This is a genomic window from Phaeobacter sp. JH20_08 (assembly GCF_048056635.1).
GTDB lineage: Bacteria > Pseudomonadota > Alphaproteobacteria > Rhodobacterales > Rhodobacteraceae > Phaeobacter > Phaeobacter bryozoorum.
In genome coordinates this window covers 36,587-62,027 of record NZ_JAYMVV010000012.1, presented here as the reverse complement: position 1 = coordinate 62,027, position 25,441 = coordinate 36,587, and the positions used below count along the sequence as shown (strand labels likewise).

The following is a 25,441-nucleotide window of genomic DNA, read 5'->3' as shown; positions in this document are numbered from 1 at the left end:
AAGGTAAACTACAGAGATGATCCGGACGATCCGGTTGCACACCAACACTCGTGTGTGCTTACATCACGACAGAAGTGCAGAGCTAATCTGCCGAACCAAACCAGGGAGCCTCACTTGGCTGATGCGTCAAACACGAGCGCGTTCGTAGAATTCGAACGCGTGCAGAAGAGTTATGACGGCGAGAACCTCGTTGTCAAAGATCTGAACCTCACCATGCCGAAAGGCGAATTTCTGACCATGTTGGGCCCGTCCGGTTCGGGCAAAACGACCTGCTTGATGATGTTGGCGGGTTTTGAGACAGCGACCCATGGTGATATTCGGCTTGGCGGCGTCTCAATCAACAACATTCCGCCTCATAAACGCGGCATCGGAATGGTGTTCCAGAACTACGCGCTGTTCCCTCACATGACCATTGCCGAAAATCTGAGCTTCCCGCTGGAAGTCCGCAACATGGGCAAGTCCGAGCGTGAGCAGAAGGTGAAGCGCGCGCTTGACATGGTCGAGATGGGCGCCTTTGGCGGCCGCCGTCCGGCCCAGTTGTCCGGTGGTCAGCAGCAGCGTGTTGCCTTGGCGCGTGCGCTTGTGTTTGAACCCGAACTGGTGCTGATGGACGAACCTTTGGGCGCGCTGGACAAGCAGCTGCGCGAGAAGATGCAGTTCGAGATCACCCATCTTGCACATCAGCTGGGCATCACCACTGTTTATGTGACCCACGACCAGACTGAAGCACTGACCATGTCGGATCGCGTGGCAGTGTTCAACGATGGTCGTATTCAGCAGCTGGCGCCGCCGGATGAGCTGTACGAAGAGCCGGCCAACAGTTTCGTTGCCCAGTTTATCGGTGAGAACAACACGCTGGAAGGCACGGTCAAAGAGGTCAACAATGGCATCGCGCTGGTACAATTGGACGATGGCGAATTGATTGACTGCAAGCCGATCAACGTTTCCAAACCCGGTGAGCGGACCCGCGTGTCGATCCGGCCCGAGCGTGTTGAATACAACAAGGACCGGATGCAGGAAGGCGCCCATACGCTCAAGGCTGAAGTGCTTGAGTTTATCTACATGGGCGACATCTTCCGCACCCGTCTGCGCGTCGCCGGAAATGATGAGTTCATCATCAAGACCCGCAACGCACCCGATCAGGTACGGTTGAAGCCCGGCCAGCAGATCGAAATCGGCTGGTTGCCTGAAGATTGCCGCGCGCTGGACGCCTGACGTCCGCGCGCGCCCGAACCTCCGGCAGCGAACGACCGGCGGACAATCCAGATAAATAACGATTTCAACAAGGAGTAGAGTGTCTATGAAACTCACCAAACTGACTGCCCTGGCAGCCACTACGGCACTGTGTGCGCCGATGGCGATGGCTGCTGATATGGCCAACGAGATGACCATCGTGTCCTGGGGCGGCGCCTATCAGGAAAGCCAGCTGAAGGCCTATGTGGTTCCTTATCAGGAAATGCACCCCGATCTGAAAGTGATCTGGGATGAAAGCTCGGCCGAGGCGACCGCAAAAATGCGCGCCATGACCGAAGCGGGCAATGTCACCTGGGATCTGGTCGACGTTGTTGCTTCTGATGCGATGCGTATGTGTGACGAAGGTCTCGCCGCCGAGCTGAACCACGACGAAGATTTGGCTGCGGCGCCCGATGGCACACCCGCAACCGAAGACTTCGGCGACCTGATTGTCAGCGACTGCTTCGTGCCGCAGATCGTGTATTCGACCACCTTCGGGTACCGCATGGACAAGGTTGGTGACACGCCGCCGAGCTCCATCTGCGATGTCTTCGACACTGCGAAATATCCGGGCAAGCGCGCCCTTCAGAAGCGTCCGATCGACAACGTCGAGTGGGCCCTCTACTGCGACGGCGTTGCCAAGGATGAGATCTACGACGTGCTGAGCACCGACGAAGGTGTGGAGCGTGCCCTGGCCAAGCTCGACACAATCAAGGATCAGGTCGTCTGGTGGACTGCTGGTGCGGAAACGCCGCAGCTGCTGGCAGATGGCGAAGTGGTGATGGGCTCGACCTTTAACGGTCGTCTGTTCTCGGCAATTGCTGAGCAGAACCAGCCGATCGAAATGCTCTGGGATATGCAGTCTTTCGACCTGGATGGCTGGATCGTTCCGGCTGACCTGCCCGAAGACCGCAAGGCTCGCGTGATGGACTTCCTGAAGTTCGCAACCGACACCCAGCGTCTGGCAGATCAGGCCAAGTTCATCTCCTACGGTCCGGCGCGCGCCTCCTCTGCGCCGCTGGTTGGCAAACACGCCATTCTGGGTATCGACATGGCACCGCATATGCCGACCGATCCGGCGAACTCCGGCAACGTTCATGTCTATGACTACGAATGGTGGGCAGACAACCGCGACGATCTGGACGCTAAATTCCAGGCGTGGCTCGCCAAGTAATCTGTCCGCGAACAGATACTGACATTATCGGGAAGGGGCTGTGTGCCTGGCGCGCAGCCCCTTCTCCACCAACAAAAAATTCCGACGGGGGCTCCTACCCATGAGCGATACCACCCACACCGGACCGGTCTTGGCCGCCGATGGCACGCCGCTGAAGCGTAGCCTGGCCCGAGCTCTCCGGATGCAGAAAATTCGCGCCCTGATGCTGATCGCGCCGCTTCTGCTGTTTGTTCTTCTGACCTTCATTCTCCCGATTGCTGATATGCTGTTCCGCTCGGTTGAGAATAGGATCGTCTCTGACACCCTGCCCAAGACCGTTGTCGCGCTTCAGGATTGGGATGCAAACTCCGGGCAAGCTCCGGATGAGGCTGTGTTTGCCGCATTGGCTGCCGACCTTCAGGTCGCCGCCGAGGAGAAAACCCATACGCGCGTCGGCTCGCGCCTGAACTACGAAAACCCCGGCATTTCCTCGCTGTTCCGCAAGGCCGGGCGCAAGGTCAAGCGTTGGGATCTGGCTCAGGATGGTCCGTTCAAGGAGCAGTTCTTCAAGATTGACAAGGACTGGACCGACCCGGAGGTCTGGCGCACTATCCAGACTTACTCTGGGGCCTATACCAACGGTTATTTTCTGAATGCGGCTGATTTCCAGAAAGGCGCAGAAGGGGCAGAGCTGCGACCCGAGAACGAGCGGATCTATGGAACATTGTTCCTGCGGACACTGATCATGTCGTTGGCGATTACGGTGAGCTGCATCATACTTGGATATCCGGTGGCCTGGATCCTGGCGAATTTGCCGTCAAGATCCGCAAACCTGCTGATGATCCTGGTGTTGCTGCCGTTCTGGACGTCGCTTCTGGTACGAACATCGGCCTGGAAGGTCATGCTGCAGCAGCAGGGCGTCATCAATGACACGCTGGTCTGGCTGGGACTGGTCGCAGATGATGCGCGCCTTGTGATGATCAACAACCAGTTCGGTACGATCGTGGCGATGACCCACATTCTGCTGCCGTTCATGATCCTGCCGATGTATTCGGTGATGCAGACGATCAATCCGTCCTATCTGCGCGCTGCCAAGTCTCTTGGCGCCACCAACTGGACGGCGTTCTGGCGGGTCTACTTCCCGCAGTCTGTGCCGGGTATCGGTGCGGGTTCGATCCTCGTCTTCATTCTGGCGATTGGCTACTACATCACGCCGGAGCTGGTCGGCGGCACCAAAGGTGTCTTCATCTCGAACCGGATCGCTTTCCACATCTCGCAGTCGCTCAACTGGGGCCTTGCGGCCGCGCTTGGCACTATTCTGCTGGTCGTCGTACTCGCGCTCTACTGGGCCTATGACAAGATTGTCGGTATCGACAACGTGAAACTGGGATAAGACACATGGCTTTGACACCTGTTGAAAACCAAACTCCTGGTTTCGTGGCGATGGTCGCTGCGGCGGCCGGCGCCTTCTTCGGCCTGTTTGTCGGCACTGCGCAGGGCTCTGGCCTTCTGGGGGTACTGATCGGCGCTGCTCTTGTTGGCGGGCTGGGCTTTGTCTTGGCGGGGCTTCGCGATCAGGAGCGGCTGATCCGATGGATCCTGATCGCAGCCTTTGCCATCGCAGGCTTTGTAATGGGCGGGCTGCCCTCGGCCGTCATCGGTATACTGTTCGGTGCCTTTGTCGGCTGGTTCATCTTCTGGCTCTCGACGTCACGCTACCGTGTGCATCTGGCGCCATATCTCACACCTGGCCAGGTGCTTTGGCACTATACGTTTCGGGTAATCTGCGGGGCGGTCTTCGTTTTTCTGATCACGCCGATCCTTGTGGTGATGCCACTGTCGTTCAACGCTCAGGATTTCTTCACCTTCACGCCGGAGATGCTGCAATTCGATCCCGAAGGCTATTCGCTGAAGCACTATCGTGACTTCTTCACCAATGCCGACTGGCAGCAGGCGATGTGGAACTCCATCAAGATCGCGCCGATGGCGACCATTCTGTCGGTGGGTTTCGGTACGCTGGCCGCCATTGGCCTCAGCCAGCCGCATGTGCCCTTCCGTCGGGCAATTATGGCGATTCTGATTTCGCCGATGATCGTGCCGCTGATCATCTCGGCTGCCGGGATGTATTTCTTCTACAGCCGGATTGGTCTACAGGGGACATACTTCGGTGTGGTTCTGGCGCATGCAGCCCTTGGTATTCCGTTTGTGATCATTACCGTGACCGCCACTCTGGTTGGTTTCGACCGGTCTCTGACGCGTGCGGCTGCAAATATGGGGGCCGGTCCGGTCACCACCTTCTTCCGCGTGCAGATGCCGCTGATCCTGCCCGGCGTGATTTCTGGTGGTCTGTTTGCCTTCATCACCTCCTTTGATGAAGTTGTCGTTGTGCTCTTTGTCGGGTCTGCCGGGCAGAAAACCCTGCCCTGGCAGATGTTCACCGGCCTGCGCGAACAGATTTCGCCGACCATTCTGGCGGTTGCGACCATTCTGGTCGTGGTGTCGATCTGCCTGCTGACGGTGGTCGAGATGCTGCGTCGCCGGTCGGAGCGTCTGCGCGGCATGAGCCCGAGCTGATATCAGCGTCATCCAACAAAAAGGCCCCGGTGAGAAACGGGGCCTTTTTGCGTTTCAGCGGATGCGGGGATCAGAGGCGTTCGATTGCGAGGGCGATACCCTGGCCGCCACCAATGCACATGGTGATGAGCCCCTTGGAGCCGCCGATCCGCTCCAGCTCGTAAAGTGTCTTCAGCGTGATGATCGCGCCAGTTGCGCCCACCGGATGGCCAAGCGCAATCGCGCCGCCATTCGGGTTTACCTTGGCCGGATCCAGTCCCAATTCCTTGTTCACGGCCAGCGCCTGCGCGGCAAAGGCTTCGTTCGATTCGATCACGTCAAAGTCGCTGGCGGAGAGCCCGGTTTTCTTCAGCAGGTTCTGCACAGCAGGCACCGGACCGATTCCCATCACTTCAGGGCGGATACCCGCATGGGCGTAGCCCAGAATACGGGCCTTGGGCTTCAGGCCAGCTTTCTGGGCAGCCTCAGCTGTGGCCATGACGATTGCGGCGGCACCATCGTTGATGCCGCTTGCGTTGCCAGCAGTGACACGGCCGTCCTTCTTGAACACCGGTTTCAGGCCGCCAAGTGTTTCCATTGTGCTGGCCTTGGGGTGTTCATCTACCTCAAAGGCCACCATGTCACGCTTCACCTTGACCTCGACCGGCGTGATCTGGCTGGCAAAATGCCCGGCCTCGATTGCCGCAGCGGCGCGGGTCTGGCTGGTCAGCGCAAATTCATCCATCTGGGCGCGCGTGATGTCATGCTCATCCGCGACGTTTTCTGCGGTCACCCCCATGTGACCGGTCCCAAAGGGGCAGTTCAAGGCGCCCAGCATCATGTCGAGCGCGCGGGCATCGCCCATTTTCTGCCCCCAGCGGGCGCTAGGTACGATGAAGGGGCTGCGTGACATGTTTTCGGCGCCACCGGTGAGGGCAAATTCCGCGTCGCCCAGCATCAGCGACTGGATGCCGGAGACAATCGCCTGTGCACCTGAGCCGCAGAGGCGGTTCACGTTCATCGCAGGCGTACCGTTCGGAATGCCGGCCTGCATCGCAGCGACACGGCTCAGGTACATGTCGCGCGGTTCGGTATTGATCACATGGCCAAAGACCACATTTCCGATCTGCCCCGGCTCAACGCCGGAACGTTCCATAGCGGCTTTGGATGCCACGGTTGCCAGATCAATTGGGGTGGTGCCCGCCAGCGATCCACCAAAGGTGCCGATGGCTGTACGGGCGCCATCCAGGATCACGATATCGGTCATGGTCTCTCTCCTCATGAGTTTCGCGCTGATTATGCAGATGCAGCATGGCCTGTCCTGCGAAACGTGCCGTCATAATAGTTTAGCCCTGATGCCGCTCCTGTTTGACAAATGGATTTCAAAGGCGCAGAGATTCCGCCATGACGGAAAATGTAGACGATATCCTGACGCTTCTGCCCGCCCGCCTGAAAGAGGCGCGTCGTGCCCAGGGCCTCAGCCTGGAGGCTGTGGCCAATCTCTCCGGTGTCAGCCGCTCCATGGTGAGCCAGATTGAACGCGGCGAGAGCTCACCAACGATTGCGACCCTGTGGAACCTGACGCGTGCGTTACAGGTGGATTTTGCGGGGCTGCTGGACAGTCAAGAGGCACAGGACCGGATCGAAGTCCTGCGCGATGGCGATGTCCCCTCCATTGAAAACATGGGGGAGGGCTGTCTGATCCGCATTCTTTCTCCACCTGAAGACGCCGGCGGCCACGAGGTCTACGATATCCGGCTCAAAGAAGGGGGCGCATTGAACAGCCAGCCTCATGGGCGCGGAACGGTCGAACACCTGACGGTTCTCGCCGGGACTGTTGCGCTCTGTTCGGGCAGTGCGACCGAACGGCTGCACGCAGGGGATACCGCCCGCTATGCTGCAGATGTGACGCATTCCATCGCTGCACAGGACGGTCCGGCACGTCTGTTTCTGATCGTGAAGAATGCGTGATTGGCAAGAATAGGCGCGCCTTCCATTTTGACGGATTTTTGTCCACTATCTTGAAATCCCCTATTCCGGAAATTTTTCCGCTATGCTAGAACTCCGACTCGAACGAGAAGGAGTTTCCGCATGTCTACTGATTTTCTGACCGACATCTCCAAGACCCTGGAAGAGATCAAAGCTGATGGTCTTTACAAGCGGGAACGAATGATCACCTCCCCTCAGGGGGGCGAGATCAGGGTTGGGGATGCGGCGGTCATCAACCTGTGTGCCAACAATTACCTTGGCCTTGCAGATCACCCCGACCTCATCGCTGCTGCGCGCGGCGTAATGGATGACAAAGGGTTCGGGATGGCTTCCGTTCGCTTCATCTGCGGCACCCAGGACATTCACCGGGAGCTGGAGCAGCGGCTGGCGAAGTTCCTCGGGAAAGATGATGCAATCCTGTTTGCTGCCTGTTTCGACGCCAATGGCGGGCTGTTCGAGCCGCTCTTGGGGCCGGAGGATGCGATCATTTCCGACAGCCTGAACCATGCCTCGATCATCGACGGTATCCGGCTGTGCAAGGCGAAGCGCTACCGCTACCTGAACAGCGATATGAACGATCTGGAGGCCTGGCTGAAACAGGCTCGCGAGGACGGCGCGCGGCATATCATGATCGCCACCGACGGCGTGTTCTCAATGGACGGTTATCTGGCGAAGCTGCCGGAGATCCGGGCGCTGGCGGACAAATACGATGCCATCGTGATGGTCGATGACTGCCATGCGACCGGCTTCATGGGCGCAACAGGCGCCGGCACGCCGGAGCATTTCGGAGTGGACGTGGATATCGTCACCGGGACATTGGGCAAAGCACTTGGGGGGGCCATCGGCGGTTACATCGCCGGGCCGCAGCCAGTGATCGACCTGCTGCGGCAGCGGGCGCGGCCCTATCTGTTCTCCAATTCGCTGCCGCCATCAATTGTTGCTGCCGGGCTGGAAGCGATCCGGCTGGTGGAGGAAGGTGACGGGCTGCGGGCGCAGCTGTTCGAGAATGCGAAATACTGGCGCGCGGGGCTGGAGAAACTGGGCTTTGACCTGCTGCCGGGTGAGCATCCGATCATCCCGGTGATGCTGGGCGAGGCGCAGCTGGCGCAGGACATGGCGGCAAGGCTGTTTGACGAGGGCGTCTATGTCTCCGGCTTCTTCTTCCCTGTGGTGCCGCGCGGCCAGGCGCGGATCCGCACTCAGATGAATGCGGCGCTGACACGGGATGAGCTGGACCGTGCATTGGCCGCCTTTGGCAAGGTGGGCAAGGAATTGGGGATCCTGTCATGAGCCGTCCGAACACGATGAAGGCGCTGGAAAAGAGCCATCCGCAGGAGGGTCTGTGGATGGTGCAGGCGCCGGTGCCCGAGATCGGCCCGGACGAGGTGCTGATCAAGGTGAAGAAGACCGGCATCTGCGGCACCGACATCCACATCTGGAACTGGGATGAATGGGCCGCGCACACCGTGCCGGTGCCAATGATCACCGGCCATGAGTTCGCGGGCGAGATTGTCGAGATCGGCCGCAATGTCACCGATCTGACGGTGGGGCAGCGCTGCTCCGGCGAGGGGCATCTGATCAAGACCGACTCGCGCCAGAGCCGGGCCGGCAAGTTCCACCTGGACCCGGGCACCCGCGGCATCGGGGTGAACGAGCAGGGGGCCTTTGCGCAGTATCTGAAACTGCCGGCCTTCAACGTGGTGCCGCTGCCGGAGGATATCCCGGATGAGATCGGCGCCATCCTCGACCCGCTTGGGAATGCGGTGCATACCGCGCTGAGCTTTGACCTCTTGGGGGAGGATGTGCTGATCACCGGCGCGGGCCCCATCGGCATCATGGCGGCGGCGGTGGCGAAACATGCCGGCGCGCGGCATGTGGTGATCACCGATATCAACCCGGACCGGCTTGCGCTGGCTGAACATGTGGTGCCGACGGTGCGTGCGGTGAACGTGGCACAGGAAGACCTGCAGGACGTGGTGCGGGAGCTGGGGCTGAAACAGGGGTTCGACGTTGGGCTGGAGATGTCCGGCAGCCAGGCGGCACTCGACCAAATGGTGGAGGCGCTGGTAATGGGCGGCAAGATTGCACTCCTGGGCATTCCGCCGGGCAAATCGCCGGTCGACTGGTCACGGATCGTGTTCAAGGCGATCACCATCAAAGGCGTCTACGGGCGCGAGATGTTCGAGACCTGGTACAAGATGATCGCAATGCTACAGAACGGGCTGGATGTGAGCCGGGTCATCACCCACCGGTTCAGCGTCAATGATTTCGCCGAAGGCTTTGCGGCGATGAAATCCGGCTCCAGCGGCAAGGTGGTGCTGGACTGGACGTGATGTCGGGAAGAGGGGGCTTTGCCCCCTCGCGCCCCTGGCGCTCACCCCCAGGATATTTGAAGCCAGAAGATGGGCTTATGGGGTGAGGGCCTGTCGGCCTTTGCTGGTGAGCAACCAGACCAGGCCGGATTCGAAAACGGCTGTGCTGAGCGGTTTGCCGAAACCGGCGCCGCTGTCGAGGTTCACGCGATTGCCATAATGTGTAGCGCGCTCCACCGGAGTGTGACCGTGAACGATAAGCTTGGGGTGGGGGGCGCGTTCCTGATGAAAGGACTGGCGTATCCAGACCAGATCATTTTCGATCTGGTTTTCCAGCGCAACGCCAGGCCGGATTCCTGCGTGGACGAAAGCGAGATCGCTGGTTTGATGCATGGTTGTCAAACGTTTCAGAAAGGCGACATGGCTGTCGGGGACCGCGGCTCTCGCCTCGGCATGGACGTCGGCAAGACGGGTTCGCTCTGGGAAGGTCACTCCGTAGCTTTCGAGCGTTTCGAGACCACCGATACGGTCGTGCAACCAGTGATAGCCCACCAGCATATGCGGGTCGTGGCGCGGCGTATCCTCCATGAACCAGGCGAACATGCGGTCGTGATTGCCCAATAGGGTTATCCAGTTGCGACCGTCCTTTTGCCCGGTGATCAGGTGATCGATCACCCCCCGGCTGTCGGGGCCGCGATCAATGAAGTCGCCCAGGAAGACCACCGACGCATCGCGCCCGCCATCTGCCTCGATCAGGTCCAGAGCCTCTTCCAGCATCCCAAGCTGGCCGTGGATATCGCCGATTGCATATATTGGGGCGGTCATGGGACTCTCCTGCGGGATATTCATGGTGCCAAACGAGAAATGCGCCGCCTTCATAGCTCGGCGGCGCATTCATTGAAATCTCTGATAGGCTAGGGATCAGCTGACATCAAACTGCAGCGGCTTGATCTGGTTGAAAAACTCGGTTTCCGCCAAGGCCGCGCGAGCCGCAGCCGGTACCGGTTCATCAACGTAGAGCAGTGCGATCGCCTCACCGCCGGCCTGCGAACGGCCAAGCGTGAAGTTGGCGATATTCACTCCCATATCGCCCAGAATGCGACCGAGGGTACCGATGATCCCGGGCACATCCTCGTTGGTGGTATAGAGCATGTGTGCGCCCACCTCTGCGTCGATATTGATGCCCTTGATCTGGATGAAACGAGGTTTGCCATCCGAGAACACCGTCCCGGCCACTGAACGCTCACGCTTGCTGGTCACAACCGTGACCTTGATATAGCCGTCGAAGGCGCCGGATTTGTCCTGATTGGTGGTGGAAATCTGAATGCCACGTTCGCGGGCCACCACGGGCGCGGAGACCATGTTCACATCGGGATTGAGCTTCTTCATGATGCCCGCGACCACCGAGCAGTTCAGTGCCGCAAGGTTCATCTCGGCGGCCACGCCATCATAGAGGATGTTGATGGCCTGAATGGGTTCATCCGTCATCTGACCGATGAAGCCACCGAGATGCCCGGAAAGCGCCACCCATGGGCCCATCACGCGCGCCTCCTTGGCGGTCATCGAAGGCATGTTCAATGCGTTCTCAACCGCGCCGTCAAGCAGGTAATTCGACATCTGCTCGGCAACCTGAAGGGCAACGTTTTCCTGGGCTTCGCTGGTGGCTGCACCGAGATGGGGGGTGCAGACTACATTTGGAAGGCCAAACAACGGGTTGGTCATGGCCGGTTCTTCGGAGAAGACATCAAAAGCAGCACCGGCGACATGGCCTGAGGTCAGCAGCTCCGCCAGCGCCGCTTCATCCACCAAACCGCCACGGGCGCAGTTGATGATACGCACGCCTTTCTTGGTTTTGGCCAGGTTCTCCTTGGACAGGATATTCCGGGTCTGGTCGGTCAGCGGCACGTGCAGGGTGATGAAATCGGTGCGGGCGAGCAGCTCGTCCAGGTCAACCTTCTCAACACCCATCTTGTCAGCTTTCTCCTGGCTGAGAAACGGATCATAGGCGACCACTTTCATCTTCAGGCCGCGGGCGCGGTCGCAGACGATACCGCCAATGTTGCCGGCCCCGATCACTCCGAGGGTCTTGTTGGTCAGCTCAACGCCCATGAATTTGGATTTTTCCCATTTGCCGGCATGGGTGGAGGCCGAGGCCTCGGGGATCTGTCGGGCGACGGCGAACATCATGGCGATGGCGTGCTCCGCGGTGGTGATCATGTTGCCAAAGGGCGTGTTCATCACGATCACGCCCTTCTGAGAGGCGGCATCCTTGTCAATATTGTCCGTCCCGATGCCAGCGCGTGCGATCACCTTGAGATTGGTGGCATTGTCGAGGATTTTCTGGGTGACTTTCGTCGCGGAGCGGATCGCGAGACCGTCGTAATCGCCGATGATCGCGGCCAGCTTGTCCTTGTCTTTGCCAAGGTCCGGCTGAAAATCAACATCGATGCCGCGATCACGAAAGATCTGAACAGCAGCTTCAGAGAGTTTGTCGGAGATGAGAACTTTGGGAGCCATGAGTGGGGTCCTTCATGCGGGGGCCGGTCGGGCCGAATGTCTGGGTGAAACGCCTGTGTCGGCGGCAAGTCGTCTGATGCCTGCCCAGTTGGTGCGGGGCAGGCGCTTGGGGGTCAGGCTGCGGCGGATTGAGCCGCGATTTCAGCCTCAAACGCCCATTCAAGCCAGGGCAGCATGGCCTCGATATCAGAGGTTTCGACGGTGCCGCCGCACCAGATGCGCAGACCGGCAGGGGCATCCCGATAGGCGCCTATGTCCAAGGCGACATCTTCGGCTTCGAGACGTTTGGCAACAGCCTTGGCGAAGGCAGCACCATCTGCAATGCGCGCATCGGTGAACTTCAGGCAAACCGATGTATTGGAGCGGGTGGCAGGGTCGGCTGCCAGATTCGCAAGCCATGGCTTGGCGGCGCAGAAATTGAAGATTGCCTGTGCATTGGCGTTGGCGCGGGCCTTTAGCCCGTCAAGGCCGCCGACGGACCGCGCCCAGTCCAGCGCGAGAAGATAATCCTCAACGGCGAGCATCGAGGGAGTGTTGATGGTCGCGCCTTTGAAAATACCGTCTATCAGCTTGCCGCCCTTGGTCAGGCGGAAAATCTTCGGCAGAGGCCAGGCGGGAGTGTAGCTTTCCAGTCGTTCAACCGCGCGGGGGCTGAGGATGATCATGCCGTGCGCCGCTTCGCCGCCCAGCACCTTCTGCCAGGAGAAGGTTGTCACATCCAGTTTGTCCCAAGGCAGATCCTGCGCGAAGGCGGCGGAGGTGGCGTCACAGATTGTGAGGCCCTCGCGATCAGCGGGGATCCAGTCGCCGTTTGGGACGCGCACACCGGAGGTGGTGCCATTCCAGGTGAAAACGACGTCCTTGGTGAAATCGACTGTGGCCAGATCAACCAGCTCACCATAGTCAGCGGTCTTGACGGTAGCGTCCAGCTTCAGCTGTTTCACCACATCGGTCACCCATCCTGCGCCAAAGCTCTCCCAGGCCAGCATTTCGGTTCCGCGGGCGCCCAGCAGGTTCCACATTGCCATCTCGACCGCACCGGTGTCAGAAGCAGGAACGATCCCGATCTTATAGTCCGCCGGTACGCCGAGAATTTCGCGCGTGCCTTCGATCGCGGCCAGCAGCTTGTCCTTGCCGACAGCGGCACGGTGGCTGCGTCCCAGAGGAGCGCCAGCAAGCTTGGTCAGATCAAATGCGGGGGGTTTGGCACAGGGGCCGGAGGAGAAACGCGGATTGGCAGGTCGCGCGGTAGGTTCGTGCACGGTTGCGTGCAACGCCGGTTCTTCAATAGCCATAATGCTATCCTTCCAGATAAGCGCCTCTCGTTGGGGAGAGGTGTCCCGCTGATAGGGCTACTGGCTGAAATCCGGCTGGGCAACAGGGAAAATGACAAATAGCGGCTATATCGGAATCAATAGCGACGCATTCTGACGCCTTTCGGAAACAGATGGCACGCTGGGCGGCGGGCGATGGCAATGTGAGACACCCGCAGCACAGTTGTGAGGGCAGGGTGGAATCGGGGGCTTGGCGATGGATGGCTTGCGGGCGTATGACGGGCGCATCCTTGCCCGATGGAGCTTGCCATGTTTGTCGCCACCCTGCTTTGCAATCCGCAAACCCCCTGCCTTGCACCCGCGCTAACCGAATCGCTGCGCAATGCCTGGGGGGGAGGTGATGTGCAGTGGCTGGCACCGGATATTGCGGCTGAATTCTCTCTGCAGGTGCGGCCGGATAATCACTGGGACGTTTGGGCGGATCTGCAGGATCTCGGCGTGGATCTGGTGATCCAGCCGACAGCGGGGCGCCGGAAGAAGATGCTGCTGGCGGATATGGACTCCACCATGATCCGGCAGGAGTGCATTGACGAACTGGCCGAAGAGGCCGGTGTGGGTGCGCAGGTGAAGGAGATCACGGCGCGGGCCATGAACGGTGAGCTGGATTTCGACGGTGCCCTGCGGGAGCGTGTCGCGCTGCTGAAAGGTTTGCCCGTCGCGGTGATTGATCAGGTTCTGGATCACCGTATCACGCTGATGCCGGGCGGCCCCACGCTGCTGGCAACGATGAAGGCCGATGGAGCCTATGCCGCCCTGGTGTCTGGTGGTTTTACCGCCTTTACCGAATGCGTTTCGGATCGGTTGGGTTTTGATGAGAACCGGGCAAACACGCTGCTTGTGGCGGATGGCGTCCTCAGCGGTGAGGTCGGTCTGCCGATCCTGGGGCGGGCCGCCAAGGTCGACGCGCTAGAGCAGATCATTGCGCGTCTGGGATTGACCGAGGCGGATGTCATGGCGGTTGGCGATGGTGCGAATGATCTTGGCATGTTGGGGCGTGCCGGTGCAGGTGTAGCACTCCATGCCAAACCATCGGTTGCCGCAGAATGCGACATTCGTATCAACCACGGTGACCTGACGGCGCTTCTTTATATTCAGGGCTATGCCCTGAGCGATTTCAAAGGCTGATATTATGTTCGAGGTTGGGTTTGAAGTCCTGCTGCTGTTGCTGGCAGCAGGGTTTGCGGCTGGGTTCATTGATGCCATAGCCGGTGGCGGCGGGTTGATCACGGTGCCAGTTCTGCTCTTGGCTGGGGCCAACCCAATCACCGCCCTTGCCACCAACAAGATTCAGGGATTGTTCGGGGCGGCCACCGCTGCCCTCAGCTATGCGCGCGGCGGTCACGTCGATTTGCGCGGGCAGGCTGGATCTGCGCTGATTGCAGGTATTGCGTCAATCTGCGGCGCGCTGTTGATTTCGGTGCTGCCGACGACGTGGATCCGGTGGATCCTACCGCTGTTGCTGATCGGAATTGCCGTGTTCTTTGCCACCAAGAAGGGGCTTGATGACAGCGATCGGGCGCGGCGCCTGTCGCCAGCGATATTTGCTGCCACCATCGTGCCGCTCTGCGGTTTCTACGACGGGTTGCTGGGGCCGGGTGCTGGCAGCTTCTACATGCTTGGTTTTGTGTCTCTGGCCGGGCTTGGCATCCTGCGTGCGACGGCACATACGAAACTACTGAATTTCGCGTCCAATGCCGGAGCACTGCTGGCCTTTGCTTTTGTTGCGACGCCATGGTGGGGCGTTGGATTGGCGATGGGTATCGCGCAGATCGCCGGTGCCCGGGTCGGTGCCGGGTTGGCGCAGAAGCAGGGCGCTCGCATGATCAAGCCATTGCTGGTTCTGACCTCAGTTGTTCTGGCGCTGCGGCTGCTGTGGGACATGCTGTGATCTTCTGAACGTCGGCGTCAACGAGGTAAGACGGGACCACGACACTGCTGAGATAAAATTTAACCTATCCATTAATTAACTCATGTGTTAATATTGAGTATGACTCCATTACTCAAATCATTCTCCGCCCTCTCTGACGGCACGCGTATGGCCATCATCGAACAGCTGATGGAACACGGAGAACTGCCAGCCGGCGATCTGGTGCGGGGATCGGGCATCACTGCGCCGGCGATCTCGCGCCATCTCAAGGTATTGCGTGAGGCTGGATTGGTGGCGCAACGCGCCGATGGGACACGCCGATTGTATTCAGCGCGGCCTGAGGGACTGAAGCTGATCGCAGACTGGACCCTGTCGCGGCAATCGTTCTGGCAAAGCAGCCTCGATCGGCTGGAAGCAGCACTAAGGGAGGAAATGGAATGACGGATTTGCGCTTGGAACGCGAATTCCAGGTGTCGCCGGACCGGCTGTTTGCCTGGATCAGCGATACCGAGAAGCTCCTGCAATGGTGGGGACCAGAGGGGCTGACCGTGCCTGAGCATACGCTGAATTTCCATCAGGAGGGGCCGTGGTCCACGGTCATGATGAATGCCGATGGAGACCGTTATCATGTCTCAGGTGTGGTCACCCATGTGCGTCCGCCGCAGTCGATCGGATTTACCTGGGCGTGGCACGACGAAGCAGGCGCGCGCGGGCACGAAAGCCATGTCACCCTCACCGTTGAAGCTATTGAGACGGGTGCTCGGCTGATTGTTGATCATCGGGATCTGGACAACTCGGAGATGGCCGAAAACCACCGGGTCGGATGGGAATCGTCTCTGCGAAAACTGGTGTCCAAGCTCCCGTGATTGCGGGCTTGCGACAATGAGAAGCTGTTTTAACGAAGACCTAAACAGGGGAGGAGTACCCAATGCCACAGTTCATTTTTGCATATCACGGCGGCAAGACACCGGAGACACCGGAAGAGGGCGCCAAGGTCATGGATGCCTGGAAAACCTGGATGGGCGGGATGGGAGACGCGCTTGTCGTGCCGGGGAATCCTGTCGGCATGTCAAAGACGGTTCAGAAGTCTGGCGTCGCGGACAACGGTGGTGCCAATCCGCTCTCCGGCTATTCCGTGGTCGAAGCGGTCGACATAGATGCCGCCTGTAAAATGGCCAATGGCTGCCCGATGGTGACCAGCGGTGATGGTTCTGTTGAGGTCGCCGAAATCATCGAAATGTGACCACATATAGCTGTCTTGGAACACGCCTTTGATTGCCCCGGTCCGCGTTCTGCGTGCCGGGGCAATCTTTGGTCAGAACTGCATTTCAGCTGAGGGCCGGATCGAACCACAGTCGATGCCTCGGCGATTGATCAGGGGGGCGTTGCGATATTTCAGTGTTGCCGGATGGTCGGCATCCAGAACGCCCAGCCCCACCAGAATACTTGCAATTGCGCATTCGCTGGCGCGGGTGGCACCGTCGGTGATCTTCAGCGCCACACCCAGTTTCTGTTCGGGCAGGATGGCGATGAAGACGGCTTCAGCGCCGGTTTTGATCGCGACCTTGCCACCCATCGCACGCATAAGGTTGGTGCAGGCGCGGGTTTCGCCAGCGACCAGTTCGGGATGCGCTGTCATCGCGGCCACCAGCTGCTGCGCGGCATCGGCATCGCGGTCCGAACGGTCAGAGGCGGAGGCAAACCAGGCCATCGCCCGTGCCAGACCCTTCACGGAGGTTGCGAAATTCGGCGCTGAACACCCGTCAATGCCATAGCCAGGGCTGGATTCGTCGGTCACCTGCTCAAAGGCGCTGCGGCAGGCCTGTTGTACCGGATGGTCGATCTCTACATATTCGGGTCCGGCCCCCAGGTGCTGGGACAGCGTCAGAAAGCCTGCATGCTTGCCGGAGCAGTTATTGTGAACCTGACACGGGCTTGTATCGGTTTTGATTAGCGCGTTTCGCGCCGGAATATCGTCTGGCAGCTGCGGGCCGCAGCGGAAATCATGATCGGTCATGGACAGCTGATCCAGCCAGGCGTTGACGCGGCTGGTGTGAATCTCGGCACCATTGTGCGAAGCACAGGCGAGGGCGAGCTGCTCAGAGGTCAGCCCGTATTTTGCCGCTGCGCCCGATGTGATCAGAGGCAGCGCCTGGATCATCTTGGCGGAACTGCGCGGGTAAATAATCGCGTCGGGATCGCCCCAGCTGCGCACGATCTCTCCCTTGGCGTTACAGACAACGGCATGGCCCAGATGCAGGCTTTCCAAGAGCGGACCGCGCCACACTTCAGTCATCGGTACGGGTTTGGTCATCACAAAACGCCTTTCCTGTTGGCAATTTCCCGCCAAAACGGGCTTTCACACGTGGCGATAGTTACGATAGTGTGTATGAGTACACAAGCGAGGGGATCGGGACCAGACGGCGAAGGTAACGCCGCATGTACCCTGGCTTATTTGAGGTAACGACAGTCTTTGGAGTTGGGACAAATGGCATCAAAACTCGTCCGCTGCGTCGCGGGCCTGTGTCTGGCCGCAATGGCCACCAGCGCATCCGCACAGCAGGCAGAATCTGACAATCGCGTCGCGAGCAATGTCGACTGGAGCGTGTTTCAAGGCGAAAGTCCCAAGGAATGCTGGGGTGTCTCCGCTCCGAAAGAGACCGTAAACACCCGTGACGGCCGCGTGAAAGCCGTGCGTCGTGGCAAGATCCAACTGTTCGTTTTCTATCGGCCAGAAACCGGCGACAAGGGGCAAGTGACTTTCACCGGCGGCTATCCCTTTGCGCCGGGCTCAACCGTGAATCTCGCAGTGGGCGATACCGAATTTGAGCTGTTCACAGAGGGTGAGTGGGCCTGGCCTGCAACGGCTGCGGATGACGCCAAGATCATCACCGCGATGAAACGTGGCGCGCAGGCTGTTCTGACAGCCCGGTCCGCACGTGGGACACAGACCAAGGACACGTTCTCGCTCCTGGGCTTTACCGCCGCGGTCGAGGACGCCGAAAAACGCTGTAACTGATTGCGCTCGGCGGTCGCTCCCAGAGCGTCGCGCACGTGCGAGGAGACCCGGCCTGCATCCGGGTTTTGAGCTGTCGAACGGGTCGGAGGTGTTTTGCCCGGCCCGATAACATCTGTCATGACACCCTAGGAGTTCCACATCATGCGGCGCCACATCGTCACACTCGCCCTGGCATTGCCGTTGCCGGTTCTGGCGGATCCTGCAATGGAATGCAGCGGTGCTGTTTCTCAGGTTGACCTGCGCAGCTGCCTTGAGGCGGATGAAACCCGCGCCAATATGGCTCTTTCACAGGCGTTTGATTATGCCCGCAATACGATGGCCGAACTTGATGATACCACCGGACGACCTGCCGCAATCCCTGCACTGGAGGCGGGGCAGGCATCCTGGGAGACGTTCCGTGACGATCATTGCACGTTTGTCGGGGAGACCTTTGCCGGCGGTTCGGGAACCGGTATCGCGGTTCTATCCTGTCGTATTGGCCTGACACGGGATCGGGTCGACGCGCTGATGGATTACGCCCGGTAAGAGAGTGCCGAAGCAAAATCGGGAGGATTCCTTTTGATCTTTGGCAAGAATCCTATATAGAGCCGCATCCACCCAAACAGACCGAGTCTTTTTGCCATGACCGCCAATGCGCCGATCACCCAGGACGTCCTGACCCTGCCTCGCAAGATGCCTGAGGGCGGCAAGATCAATCTAGTAGGTCTGACCCGCGACCAGTTGCGGGAAACACTGATCGCACATGGTACGCCGGAAAAGCAGGCCAAAATGCGGGTCGGGCAGATCTGGCAGTGGATCTATCAATGGGGCAAGCGCGACTTTGCGGAGATGACGAATCTCGCAAAGGCTTATCGCGCGCAGCTGGACGAGCATTTTGAAATCGCGATTCCTGAGGTGGTGAGCAAACAGGTCTCTACCGATGGCACGCGCAAGTATCTGGTGCGTATCGCTGGCGGCCATGAGGTCGAGGTGGTCTACATCCCTGAGGAAGGGCGCGGTACACTGTGTATTTCCTCGCAGGTGGGCTGCACCCTGACCTGTTCGTTCTGCCATACCGGCACGCAGAAACTGGTCCGTAACCTGACGGCGGCCGAGATCGTTGGCCAAATCATGATGGCGCGTGACGATCTGGACGAATGGCCAGTTCCCGGTGCGCCCAAGGATGAGACACGCTTGCTGTCGAATATCGTGCTGATGGGGATGGGAGAGCCGCTCTACAACTTTGACAACGTGCGCGACGCGATGAAGATCGCGATGGACCCCGAGGGGATCAGCCTGTCGCGGCGTCGCATTACCCTGTCAACTTCCGGTGTGGTGCCAGAAATCGCGCGCACGGCCGAGGAAATCGGCTGCCTGCTGGCTGTGTCCTTTCATGCGACCACCGATGAGGTGCGCGACAAACTGGTACCGATCAACAAACGCTGGAATATCGAAGCACTTCTGGACGCGCTCCGCGCCTATCCGCGCCTGACCAATTCGGAGCGGATCACTTTTGAATATGTGATGTTGAACGGCGTGAATGACAGCGACGAAGACGCCCATCGTCTGGTTGAGCTGATTGATGGGATCCCGGCGAAGGTCAATCTGATCCCATTCAATGAATGGCCAGGTTCGCCCTATACGCGTTCGTCAAACAACCGGATTCACGCCTTTGCCAACATTATTTATCAGGCTGGCTATGCCTCTCCGATCCGTACACCACGGGGCGAGGACATTCTGGCGGCCTGTGGTCAGTTGAAATCGGCTACCGAGCGTGCGCGCAAGAGCCGTAAACAGATTGAGGCCGAGGCGGGGCTAAACCCCTGACCTCGACCTCCAGGCAGGTCCCCGGCTGCCTCAACTGAATATGAAATCCGCTCCCGTGAGGGTGTCGGTGTAGTTGGTCAATTCCACTTCGAACCAATTGGAATAGGAGATGGTGGTGCTGCCGTTATCTTCGACGATGTCGAGCTGGTCGAGACTGCCGATCCAGAGGCCAGACACGTCAATCACATCTGCGCCACGGCCAAAGTCGGTGATCCGGTTGACGTCATAGGCATCTGCCTGATCAAAGACAAAAGTATCCGCACCGGAGCCGCCGGTCAGCGTATCGCTGCCATCGCCGCCGACCAGCGTGTCACGGCCGACCCCGCCCAGCAGTTGATCGTCGCCGGATCCGCCATGGAGCAGGTCGTGCCCACGCTTGCCGTGGAGGATGTCGCTATCGCTACCGCCGGAATAGGCATCATCAGTGGTGCCGCCTATCAAGAGATCTGCACCACTGCCGCCGAACAGCCGGTCTTCGCCCAAGCCCCCGATTATAGTATCGCTACCACCGGCACCGCGCAGGGTATCATCTGCCTCGCGCCCCTGAACATGGTCATTACCACCTCTGGCGTTGATCGTGGTGTTCTGGTCGGTGCCGATCACCGTTTCCGCCGCGTTTGTGCTTCGGATGATAATGGGATCACTGCCACCGCCGAGGATCTGCCAACCTGCGAAGCTGTCGCTGCTTCCATAAACGTGCTGCATCGCCTGAATGTCGAACGTACCCAGCTCCGTTACATATGTAGGGCTGTGATTGTATGTCATTACCGTGTTTTCAGGCGTGTCGGCGTGGTGGTCCAGCGTCAGCCCGCCATCATGCGAATGCTGCAAGCCAAGGGCATGGCCAACCTCATGCAAAAGCGTAACATAACCATAGGTACCCTTGGTCATGATGGCTGTGTCGATCGTCAGGTCACCGCGACCGGTGAAGCCATCCCCGGACATCGCAATATTGGCCCAGCCGCCCGCCGTGCTACCGGTCGAGCCAAAGGCATTGATCATGCCTCGGCCTTCGACTTCGATGAAACGCACCCCCGAAATATCTTCGTATTGAGACAGGCTTTCGCGAAACAGATCGCGTTGATCGTCATCAAAGGCCCAATATTCGGTCGCGCCATAGGGGTCGCTCTCAGCCGGATCCGCGAGGCTACCTGTTTCGGTAAAGCTGTAGGTGATGATGGCCTGCGTTCCCAGATCTGCCGGGGCATTCCAACGGAAGTGGTCGCCGTCGAGGTAGTATAGAAGGGCTGAATAATCCGAAACTCGGGGCATGCGACAACTCCACTTGGGTTGTCGTCAATCTGGTCAATGAATGTGGCGCTGATGGGCCGATTCTTGGGGAATTTTTGGGGCGCTCGACGCCGCTACAGATAGAATGGGAACGAACTGGGCCGGTCGGTACCCCAAGTTTCAGTTCTGTGATGCGCTTGATATTTCTGTTTATTCAGAGGCTTAACCTGATCGCCCTGGCTCCCTCTCGGATGTCGCTCCTAGGGGCTGCGAAAAATGGCGTTTCGGCGCCAAAGCCTCACATTGTGAACAATAGCATTAAATTTGACCGATTCTGATGATTGAGAACTGTCGCGACCGGGGAACAGGAGCGGTCACCGATTGAATCGTCACCAGTTGGTCTGATCTTGCGTTGTCGGCGCGTATTTACTGCTGCGCATACCAAGAATCGCGGTGCTGCCCAGAAATTTCCACAATCCGGGTACATTTCCGCCATTCCGACGGAACAGTTTCCAAATTGTAGACAGTCGATGGAAGGGAAAGAGATCATGGCAAGTCATACAGCGGCCGCTGCGCCGATTGAGCCCACCGTATTGGATCTGGTTCGCGAGGAACGTGGCAAGGCGTTGAGTCCGCGTGAATGGAAGTTTCGCCTGCGTGGCTATGGTTATGCGATCAAGGATATCGAAGGCGCGCAAGTTCTGACACGTCTGCCCCACGGCAAGCCACTGGGTGTTCTGCCGCCTGAATTCGCCTGAGTCATCCCTTTCTAGAGTCGGTTCCTTTCGGCAGGCCCCGCCACGCGCGCTTGGCCGCGCGACGGGGATTCCTGGGTAATCAGCCGTTACGACCGGGCAAGCTGTCACGGGGCGGTGCCGGCTCCCAATTGTCGATGATGTGAATCGCCTCCTCGGCGGTTTCCACGAACCGGAACAGGTCAAGATCTTCCTCCGAGATGGTTCCGGCATCCGCCAGAGCGTCCCAGTTGATGATTTTTTCCCAGAACTCACGGCCAAACAGCAGGAACGGTACGCGTTCCATGCGGCCGGTCTGGATCAGCGTCAGGCTTTCGAACATCTCGTCCAGCGTGCCAAAGCCGCCGGGAAACACGGTAATGGCCCGGGCGCGCATCAGGAAATGCATCTTCCGGATCGCAAAATAGTGGAAGTTAAAGCAGAGTTCCGGCGTGACAAATTCATTTGGCGCCTGCTCATGGGGCAGCACGATATTCAGCCCGACAGAGGCGCCGCCGGCGTCAACTGCGCCGCGATTGCCTGCTTCCATCACCCCAGGTCCGCCGCCGGTCACGATGACATCTTTCCTGCCACCTGTGGTCATTGATTTCTCGGTCATGAGCTTGGCGAACTTGCGAGCTTCATCATAGAAATGGGACAGGTCCCGAAGCGTCTGCGTGCGCGCTTGCGCCTTGTCTTTTGGCGCCGGGATACGTGCACCACCGAACATGACGATGGTGCTTTCGATACCATGCTCATCCAGCATCAACTGCGGTTTCAGCAGCTCAAGCTGCAACCGAACCGGGCGCAGCTCCTCGCGACAGAGAAAATCTTCGTCTGCAAAGGCCAGCCGGTATGCCGGAGATTCGGTCTGCGGTGTCGATGGCATATGCTCGGCGCGATCCCTGTCAGAATGTGCATCCCGGAATCGGCTATGGCGATCGTCATTCATTGCAAACCTGCTATGTTATTTCAAAAAATACGGAGTTCTATTTCTACCGCTTTGGCGGGCATGACGCTAGCCCGGATCCATCGCCTTGATATGAAGGTGATCCGGGGTGAAGCCCATCGAAGATGCAAGGAGGGCTTGCACAAGCTGGCACAGGGCTTACGGTCAGCGCGCCGACGGGAAAAGAGGACTGCTCATGCATTGGACACAAGATATTGGCGCCGCTGAAACGCGGATCCGCCCGTATATTCAGCGCACACCGATATTGGAAACCGTCGGCTTCGGCTTCGACCATCCGATCATGATGAAGCTGGAGCATATGCAGCACACCGGCAGCTTCAAGGCGCGTGGTGCCTTCAACACGCTTTTGGGCGGATCGGTGCCGGAGGCCGGGCTGGTGGCTGCATCCGGCGGCAATCATGGCGCGGCGGTCGCCTACGCTGCCAAGAGGCTCGGCTTTCGCGCGCGTGTATATGTTCCGGAAATGGCTGGCCCGGCAAAGATCGCATTGATCAGAGCCTGCGGCGCGGATCTCGAGGTTGTTCCGGGCGCCTATGCCAATGCCCTTGAGAAAGCGCAGGCCTACGAGCAGCGGACTGGTGCAATGCAGGTCCATGCCTATGACGCACCGGCAACGGTTATCGGGCAGGGCACCTGCTTTGCGGAATGGGACGCACAGGGGCTCGTGGCTGACACGCTATTGATTGCGGTGGGCGGAGGCGGGCTTATAGCGGGCGCCATGGCCTGGTACGGCGGATCGAAGAAGATCGTGGCGGTTGAGCCGGAAACCAGTTCGGCCTTAACTAGCGCGCTTGCCGCAGGCAAGCCCGTCGATGTTGAGGTTTCAGGCGTGGCTGCAAACGCTCTCGGCGCGCGGCGGATCGGTAATATCTGCTACGAGCTGGCTGAGACTCAATCACATGCGGTGACCTCGGTGACGGTGCCCGACGATGCAATCACCGCGGCCCAGACGGCGCTGTGGCAGGAACGCCGCCTGCTGGTGGAGCCGGCAGGGGCAACCGCATTGGCTGCTCTGACCAGCGGCATCTACCAGCCGGCAGCAGGTGAGCGGGTTGCGGTGCTGCTCTGCGGTGGCAATATCGCCAATGATCCAGTTGGAGGCACCTCATGATCCTGCATAGCGCTGGGCCGGGATCTGTGATCGAGCCCCGACGTCGGAGCGACGCTGCATGAGCGCTACGATCTCCGACCGAATTTACCACGCGCTGAGCGAACGGATCGTGACCGGCGCTCTGCCTGCCGGCGAAAAGCTGCGTCAGGACCATATTGCACGCGAGTTCAACGCCAGCCACGTTCCGGTGCGCGAGGCCCTGTTGCGACTGGAGGCGCACGGACTTGCCCAGTCGATTCCACGGCGTGGCATGCGGGTGACAGCATTGGACCCTTCGGAAATACGCGAAGTCATCGAAATGCGCGTCTCGCTCGAGCTGCTGGCCTTGCAAAACGCCTTTGCCCATCTGGGACCCTCGGAGCTGGAAGCGGCAGACGCCGCAAGACTCGCCTGCGATGCCGCAACAGACATGGCCGATTGGGAGCAAAAGAACCGCGCCTTTCACCGGGTCATCTTGTCGCCCTGTGCAATGCCGCGTTTGTTGGCGACAATTGACGACCTGCATATTGCCTCGGCTCGTCATCTTTTTGCCAATTGGAAACACCGCTGGAGCCAACGTGTCGACACCGATCATGCGCTGATCGTGCAGGCCATGCGACGTCGGGATGTAACCACCGCCTGCGATATTCTACGCCGCCATCTGCGGCGGGTCCGCTAGAACCACGCCGCTGCCGCCACGATTGGCCGCTGCGGGTGGGGATATTGACGCAATCCGCACATGACCCCGGAGTAAAATGAGGTTATGTAGCGGCGAAACCAACCACACGCCGGAGAAACCCCAGATGTCCAACGCCCAGCTGGAAACCGCAATCGAGGCCGCTTGGGAGGCCCGTGACACCATCACATCCGCCACCACAGGTGAGCAGCGCGAGGCTATCGAAGACACGTTGAACGCCCTGGATTCGGGTAAACTGCGCGTGGCCGAGCGCCAGGACAACGGGGATTGGCATGTCAATCAATGGGCCAAGAAAGCCGTTCTTCTGGGCTTCCGCATCAAGGATATGGAAGAGCAATCCGGCGGCCCCCAGGGTTCTGGGTGGTGGGACAAGGTCGATAGCAAGTTCAAAGGGTGGCGCGCATCCGAATGGAAAGACGCTGGATTCCGGGCCGTTCCCAACTGCGTTGTTCGCAAATCGGCCTATATCGCCCCCGGCGTGGTCCTGATGCCATCCTTCGTGAACCTTGGTGCCTATGTCGACGAAGGCACGATGGTCGACACCTGGGCAACCGTTGGCTCCTGCGCTCAGATCGGCAAGAATGTTCATCTTTCCGGTGGTGTCGGTATTGGCGGTGTCTTGGAGCCGATGCAGGCAGGCCCGACCATCATTGAAGACAATTGCTTTATTGGCGCGCGCTCCGAAGTGGTTGAAGGCTGCATCGTGCGTGAAGGATCTGTCCTTGGAATGGGTGTGTTCATCGGCCAATCTACCAAGATCGTGGACCGCGAGACCGGTGAAGTCATGTATGGCGAAGTGCCGCCTTATTCGGTGGTGGTCGCCGGCTCCATGCCCTCAAAAAATGGCGTCAACCTCTACTGTGCGGTGATCGTGAAACGGGTAGACGAAAGAACCCGATCCAAGACCGGGATCAACGAGCTGCTGCGCGACTGATCC

Annotated in this window: 26 protein-coding genes; 19 read left to right on the top strand and 7 right to left on the bottom strand. The window is 59.3% G+C overall.

The window, feature by feature from the left end:
• Positions 1-114 precede the first annotated feature (114 nt).
• The 4 genes from VWY75_RS13575 to VWY75_RS13560 all read left to right on the top strand — a co-directional run bounded on the left by VWY75_RS13575 (position 115) and on the right by VWY75_RS13560 (position 4,960).
• Entirely contained in the window at positions 115-1,215 is a 1,101-nt protein-coding gene (locus VWY75_RS13575) for an ABC transporter ATP-binding protein (RefSeq protein ID WP_416534309.1), read from the top strand.
• Between the two features lie 85 nt (positions 1,216-1,300).
• Positions 1,301-2,407: an extracellular solute-binding protein gene (locus VWY75_RS13570; RefSeq protein WP_340547189.1), complete on the top strand. Its 1,107-nt coding sequence runs from the start codon at positions 1,301-1,303 to the stop codon at positions 2,405-2,407.
• A 100-nt stretch (positions 2,408-2,507) separates the two neighbouring features.
• Positions 2,508-3,779, top strand: a complete 1,272-nt coding sequence (locus VWY75_RS13565) for an ABC transporter permease (RefSeq protein WP_340547190.1) — start codon at positions 2,508-2,510, stop codon at positions 3,777-3,779.
• 5 nt (positions 3,780-3,784) lie between these two features.
• Positions 3,785-4,960, top strand: coding sequence for an ABC transporter permease (locus VWY75_RS13560; RefSeq protein ID WP_340547191.1), 1,176 nt, complete (start codon positions 3,785-3,787; stop codon positions 4,958-4,960).
• Positions 4,961-5,030: 70 nt separating this feature from the next.
• Here the strand turns inward: VWY75_RS13560 and VWY75_RS13555 are convergent, their stop codons facing one another.
• Complete coding sequence (locus VWY75_RS13555; RefSeq protein WP_416537715.1) at positions 5,031-6,206, bottom strand: acetyl-CoA C-acyltransferase family protein; 1,176 nt, start codon at positions 6,204-6,206, stop codon at positions 5,031-5,033.
• 137 nt (positions 6,207-6,343) lie between these two features.
• Between VWY75_RS13555 and VWY75_RS13550 the strand changes: the two genes are divergently transcribed.
• From VWY75_RS13550 to tdh, 3 genes are all read left to right on the top strand, one after another.
• Entirely contained in the window at positions 6,344-6,910 is a 567-nt protein-coding gene (locus VWY75_RS13550; RefSeq protein ID WP_416537714.1) for a helix-turn-helix domain-containing protein, read from the top strand.
• Between the two features lie 120 nt (positions 6,911-7,030).
• On the top strand, positions 7,031-8,218 hold the full coding sequence (locus tag VWY75_RS13545) for a glycine C-acetyltransferase (protein WP_416537713.1): 1,188 nt from the start codon (positions 7,031-7,033) through the stop codon (positions 8,216-8,218).
• A gap of 14 nt (positions 8,219-8,232) precedes the next feature.
• Complete coding sequence (gene tdh, locus VWY75_RS13540; RefSeq protein ID WP_416541646.1) at positions 8,233-9,261, top strand: L-threonine 3-dehydrogenase; 1,029 nt, start codon at positions 8,233-8,235, stop codon at positions 9,259-9,261.
• Positions 9,262-9,336: 75 nt separating this feature from the next.
• Here tdh and VWY75_RS13535 read toward each other — a convergent pair whose 3' ends face one another.
• From VWY75_RS13535 to VWY75_RS13525, 3 genes are all read right to left on the bottom strand, one after another.
• Entirely contained in the window at positions 9,337-10,065 is a 729-nt protein-coding gene (locus VWY75_RS13535) for a metallophosphoesterase family protein (protein WP_416534306.1), read from the bottom strand.
• A 96-nt stretch (positions 10,066-10,161) separates the two neighbouring features.
• Positions 10,162-11,757, bottom strand: a complete 1,596-nt coding sequence (gene serA / locus VWY75_RS13530; RefSeq protein ID WP_416538106.1) for a phosphoglycerate dehydrogenase — start codon at positions 11,755-11,757, stop codon at positions 10,162-10,164.
• A gap of 113 nt (positions 11,758-11,870) precedes the next feature.
• Positions 11,871-13,052 (bottom strand): phosphoserine transaminase, encoded by a 1,182-nt coding sequence (locus VWY75_RS13525; RefSeq protein WP_416534304.1) that lies wholly within the window; start codon positions 13,050-13,052, stop codon positions 11,871-11,873.
• A gap of 288 nt (positions 13,053-13,340) precedes the next feature.
• Between VWY75_RS13525 and serB the strand changes: the two genes are divergently transcribed.
• The 5 genes from serB (at position 13,341) to VWY75_RS13500 (ending at position 16,201) form a co-directional block, all read left to right on the top strand.
• The gene (gene serB / locus VWY75_RS13520; RefSeq protein WP_416538107.1) at positions 13,341-14,216 is read left to right on the top strand and encodes a phosphoserine phosphatase SerB; all 876 of its coding nucleotides are present in this window, start codon (positions 13,341-13,343) and stop codon (positions 14,214-14,216) included.
• A 4-nt stretch (positions 14,217-14,220) separates the two neighbouring features.
• Entirely contained in the window at positions 14,221-14,979 is a 759-nt protein-coding gene (locus VWY75_RS13515; RefSeq protein WP_416538108.1) for a TSUP family transporter, read from the top strand.
• 99 nt (positions 14,980-15,078) lie between these two features.
• Positions 15,079-15,399 carry an ArsR/SmtB family transcription factor gene (locus tag VWY75_RS13510; RefSeq protein WP_340547200.1) on the top strand — a complete coding sequence of 107 codons (321 nt, stop codon included), beginning with the start codon at positions 15,079-15,081 and terminating at the stop codon, positions 15,397-15,399.
• Entirely contained in the window at positions 15,396-15,824 is a 429-nt protein-coding gene (locus VWY75_RS13505; RefSeq protein ID WP_416538109.1) for an SRPBCC family protein, read from the top strand. The genes VWY75_RS13510 and VWY75_RS13505 overlap by 4 nt, the downstream gene beginning before the upstream one ends.
• A gap of 62 nt (positions 15,825-15,886) precedes the next feature.
• Positions 15,887-16,201, top strand: coding sequence for a hypothetical protein (locus VWY75_RS13500; protein ID WP_340547202.1), 315 nt, complete (start codon positions 15,887-15,889; stop codon positions 16,199-16,201).
• Between the two features lie 72 nt (positions 16,202-16,273).
• On the opposite strand, the gene VWY75_RS13495 is transcribed toward VWY75_RS13500, so the two are convergent.
• Positions 16,274-17,272 carry an asparaginase gene (locus VWY75_RS13495; protein WP_416534301.1) on the bottom strand — a complete coding sequence of 333 codons (999 nt, stop codon included), beginning with the start codon at positions 17,270-17,272 and terminating at the stop codon, positions 16,274-16,276.
• A 174-nt stretch (positions 17,273-17,446) separates the two neighbouring features.
• Between VWY75_RS13495 and VWY75_RS13490 the strand changes: the two genes are divergently transcribed.
• The 3 genes from VWY75_RS13490 (at position 17,447) to rlmN (ending at position 19,783) form a co-directional block, all read left to right on the top strand.
• Positions 17,447-17,977, top strand: coding sequence for an invasion associated locus B family protein (locus VWY75_RS13490; RefSeq protein WP_340547204.1), 531 nt, complete (start codon positions 17,447-17,449; stop codon positions 17,975-17,977).
• A 141-nt stretch (positions 17,978-18,118) separates the two neighbouring features.
• Positions 18,119-18,502 (top strand): lysozyme inhibitor LprI family protein, encoded by a 384-nt coding sequence (locus tag VWY75_RS13485; RefSeq protein WP_416538110.1) that lies wholly within the window; start codon positions 18,119-18,121, stop codon positions 18,500-18,502.
• Between the two features lie 96 nt (positions 18,503-18,598).
• Complete coding sequence (gene rlmN, locus VWY75_RS13480) at positions 18,599-19,783, top strand: 23S rRNA (adenine(2503)-C(2))-methyltransferase RlmN (RefSeq protein WP_416538111.1); 1,185 nt, start codon at positions 18,599-18,601, stop codon at positions 19,781-19,783.
• 30 nt (positions 19,784-19,813) lie between these two features.
• On the opposite strand, the gene VWY75_RS13475 is transcribed toward rlmN, so the two are convergent.
• Complete coding sequence (locus tag VWY75_RS13475) at positions 19,814-21,055, bottom strand: metallopeptidase (protein ID WP_416538112.1); 1,242 nt, start codon at positions 21,053-21,055, stop codon at positions 19,814-19,816.
• A gap of 506 nt (positions 21,056-21,561) precedes the next feature.
• On the opposite strand from VWY75_RS13475, the gene VWY75_RS13470 reads away from it, so the two are divergent.
• A complete protein-coding gene (locus tag VWY75_RS13470) occupies positions 21,562-21,771 on the top strand; it encodes a hypothetical protein (protein WP_340547208.1) in 210 nt (69 codons plus the stop codon).
• A 79-nt stretch (positions 21,772-21,850) separates the two neighbouring features.
• Here VWY75_RS13470 and VWY75_RS13465 read toward each other — a convergent pair whose 3' ends face one another.
• Entirely contained in the window at positions 21,851-22,699 is an 849-nt protein-coding gene (locus VWY75_RS13465; protein ID WP_340547209.1) for an LOG family protein, read from the bottom strand.
• Positions 22,700-22,892: 193 nt separating this feature from the next.
• On the opposite strand from VWY75_RS13465, the gene VWY75_RS13460 reads away from it, so the two are divergent.
• The 3 genes from VWY75_RS13460 to dapD all read left to right on the top strand — a co-directional run bounded on the left by VWY75_RS13460 (position 22,893) and on the right by dapD (position 25,438).
• A complete protein-coding gene (locus tag VWY75_RS13460) occupies positions 22,893-23,828 on the top strand; it encodes a threonine/serine dehydratase (RefSeq protein ID WP_416538113.1) in 936 nt (311 codons plus the stop codon).
• Between the two features lie 58 nt (positions 23,829-23,886).
• Entirely contained in the window at positions 23,887-24,486 is a 600-nt protein-coding gene (locus VWY75_RS13455; protein WP_416534297.1) for a GntR family transcriptional regulator, read from the top strand.
• Positions 24,487-24,610: 124 nt separating this feature from the next.
• The gene (gene dapD, locus VWY75_RS13450; RefSeq protein ID WP_416538114.1) at positions 24,611-25,438 is read left to right on the top strand and encodes a 2,3,4,5-tetrahydropyridine-2,6-dicarboxylate N-succinyltransferase; all 828 of its coding nucleotides are present in this window, start codon (positions 24,611-24,613) and stop codon (positions 25,436-25,438) included.
• Positions 25,439-25,441: the final 3 nt, after the last annotated feature.

Excerpts from the sequence above, each read along its gene's own strand:
- VWY75_RS13570 (WP_340547189.1), top strand. The coding sequence starts at position 1,301 with ATGAAACTCACCAAACTGACTGCCCTGGCAGCCACTACGGCACTGTGT.
- VWY75_RS13565 (WP_340547190.1), top strand. The coding sequence starts at position 2,508 with ATGAGCGATACCACCCACACCGGACCGGTCTTGGCCGCCGATGGCACG.
- VWY75_RS13560 (WP_340547191.1), top strand. The coding sequence starts at position 3,785 with ATGGCTTTGACACCTGTTGAAAACCAAACTCCTGGTTTCGTGGCGATG.
- VWY75_RS13555 (WP_416537715.1), bottom strand. The coding sequence starts at position 6,206 with ATGACCGATATCGTGATCCTGGATGGCGCCCGTACAGCCATCGGCACC.
- VWY75_RS13550 (WP_416537714.1), top strand. The coding sequence starts at position 6,344 with ATGACGGAAAATGTAGACGATATCCTGACGCTTCTGCCCGCCCGCCTG.
- VWY75_RS13545 (WP_416537713.1), top strand. The coding sequence starts at position 7,031 with ATGTCTACTGATTTTCTGACCGACATCTCCAAGACCCTGGAAGAGATC.
- tdh (WP_416541646.1), top strand. The coding sequence starts at position 8,233 with ATGAAGGCGCTGGAAAAGAGCCATCCGCAGGAGGGTCTGTGGATGGTG.
- VWY75_RS13535 (WP_416534306.1), bottom strand. The coding sequence starts at position 10,065 with ATGACCGCCCCAATATATGCAATCGGCGATATCCACGGCCAGCTTGGG.
- serA (WP_416538106.1), bottom strand. The coding sequence starts at position 11,757 with ATGGCTCCCAAAGTTCTCATCTCCGACAAACTCTCTGAAGCTGCTGTT.
- VWY75_RS13525 (WP_416534304.1), bottom strand. The coding sequence starts at position 13,052 with ATGGCTATTGAAGAACCGGCGTTGCACGCAACCGTGCACGAACCTACC.
- serB (WP_416538107.1), top strand. The coding sequence starts at position 13,341 with ATGTTTGTCGCCACCCTGCTTTGCAATCCGCAAACCCCCTGCCTTGCA.
- VWY75_RS13515 (WP_416538108.1), top strand. The coding sequence starts at position 14,221 with ATGTTCGAGGTTGGGTTTGAAGTCCTGCTGCTGTTGCTGGCAGCAGGG.
- VWY75_RS13510 (WP_340547200.1), top strand. The coding sequence starts at position 15,079 with ATGACTCCATTACTCAAATCATTCTCCGCCCTCTCTGACGGCACGCGT.
- VWY75_RS13505 (WP_416538109.1), top strand. The coding sequence starts at position 15,396 with ATGACGGATTTGCGCTTGGAACGCGAATTCCAGGTGTCGCCGGACCGG.
- VWY75_RS13500 (WP_340547202.1), top strand. The coding sequence starts at position 15,887 with ATGCCACAGTTCATTTTTGCATATCACGGCGGCAAGACACCGGAGACA.
- VWY75_RS13495 (WP_416534301.1), bottom strand. The coding sequence starts at position 17,272 with ATGACCAAACCCGTACCGATGACTGAAGTGTGGCGCGGTCCGCTCTTG.
- VWY75_RS13490 (WP_340547204.1), top strand. The coding sequence starts at position 17,447 with ATGGCATCAAAACTCGTCCGCTGCGTCGCGGGCCTGTGTCTGGCCGCA.
- VWY75_RS13485 (WP_416538110.1), top strand. The coding sequence starts at position 18,119 with ATGCGGCGCCACATCGTCACACTCGCCCTGGCATTGCCGTTGCCGGTT.
- rlmN (WP_416538111.1), top strand. The coding sequence starts at position 18,599 with ATGACCGCCAATGCGCCGATCACCCAGGACGTCCTGACCCTGCCTCGC.
- VWY75_RS13475 (WP_416538112.1), bottom strand. The coding sequence starts at position 21,055 with ATGCCCCGAGTTTCGGATTATTCAGCCCTTCTATACTACCTCGACGGC.
- VWY75_RS13470 (WP_340547208.1), top strand. The coding sequence starts at position 21,562 with ATGGCAAGTCATACAGCGGCCGCTGCGCCGATTGAGCCCACCGTATTG.
- VWY75_RS13465 (WP_340547209.1), bottom strand. The coding sequence starts at position 22,699 with ATGAATGACGATCGCCATAGCCGATTCCGGGATGCACATTCTGACAGG.
- VWY75_RS13460 (WP_416538113.1), top strand. The coding sequence starts at position 22,893 with ATGCATTGGACACAAGATATTGGCGCCGCTGAAACGCGGATCCGCCCG.
- VWY75_RS13455 (WP_416534297.1), top strand. The coding sequence starts at position 23,887 with ATGAGCGCTACGATCTCCGACCGAATTTACCACGCGCTGAGCGAACGG.
- dapD (WP_416538114.1), top strand. The coding sequence starts at position 24,611 with ATGTCCAACGCCCAGCTGGAAACCGCAATCGAGGCCGCTTGGGAGGCC.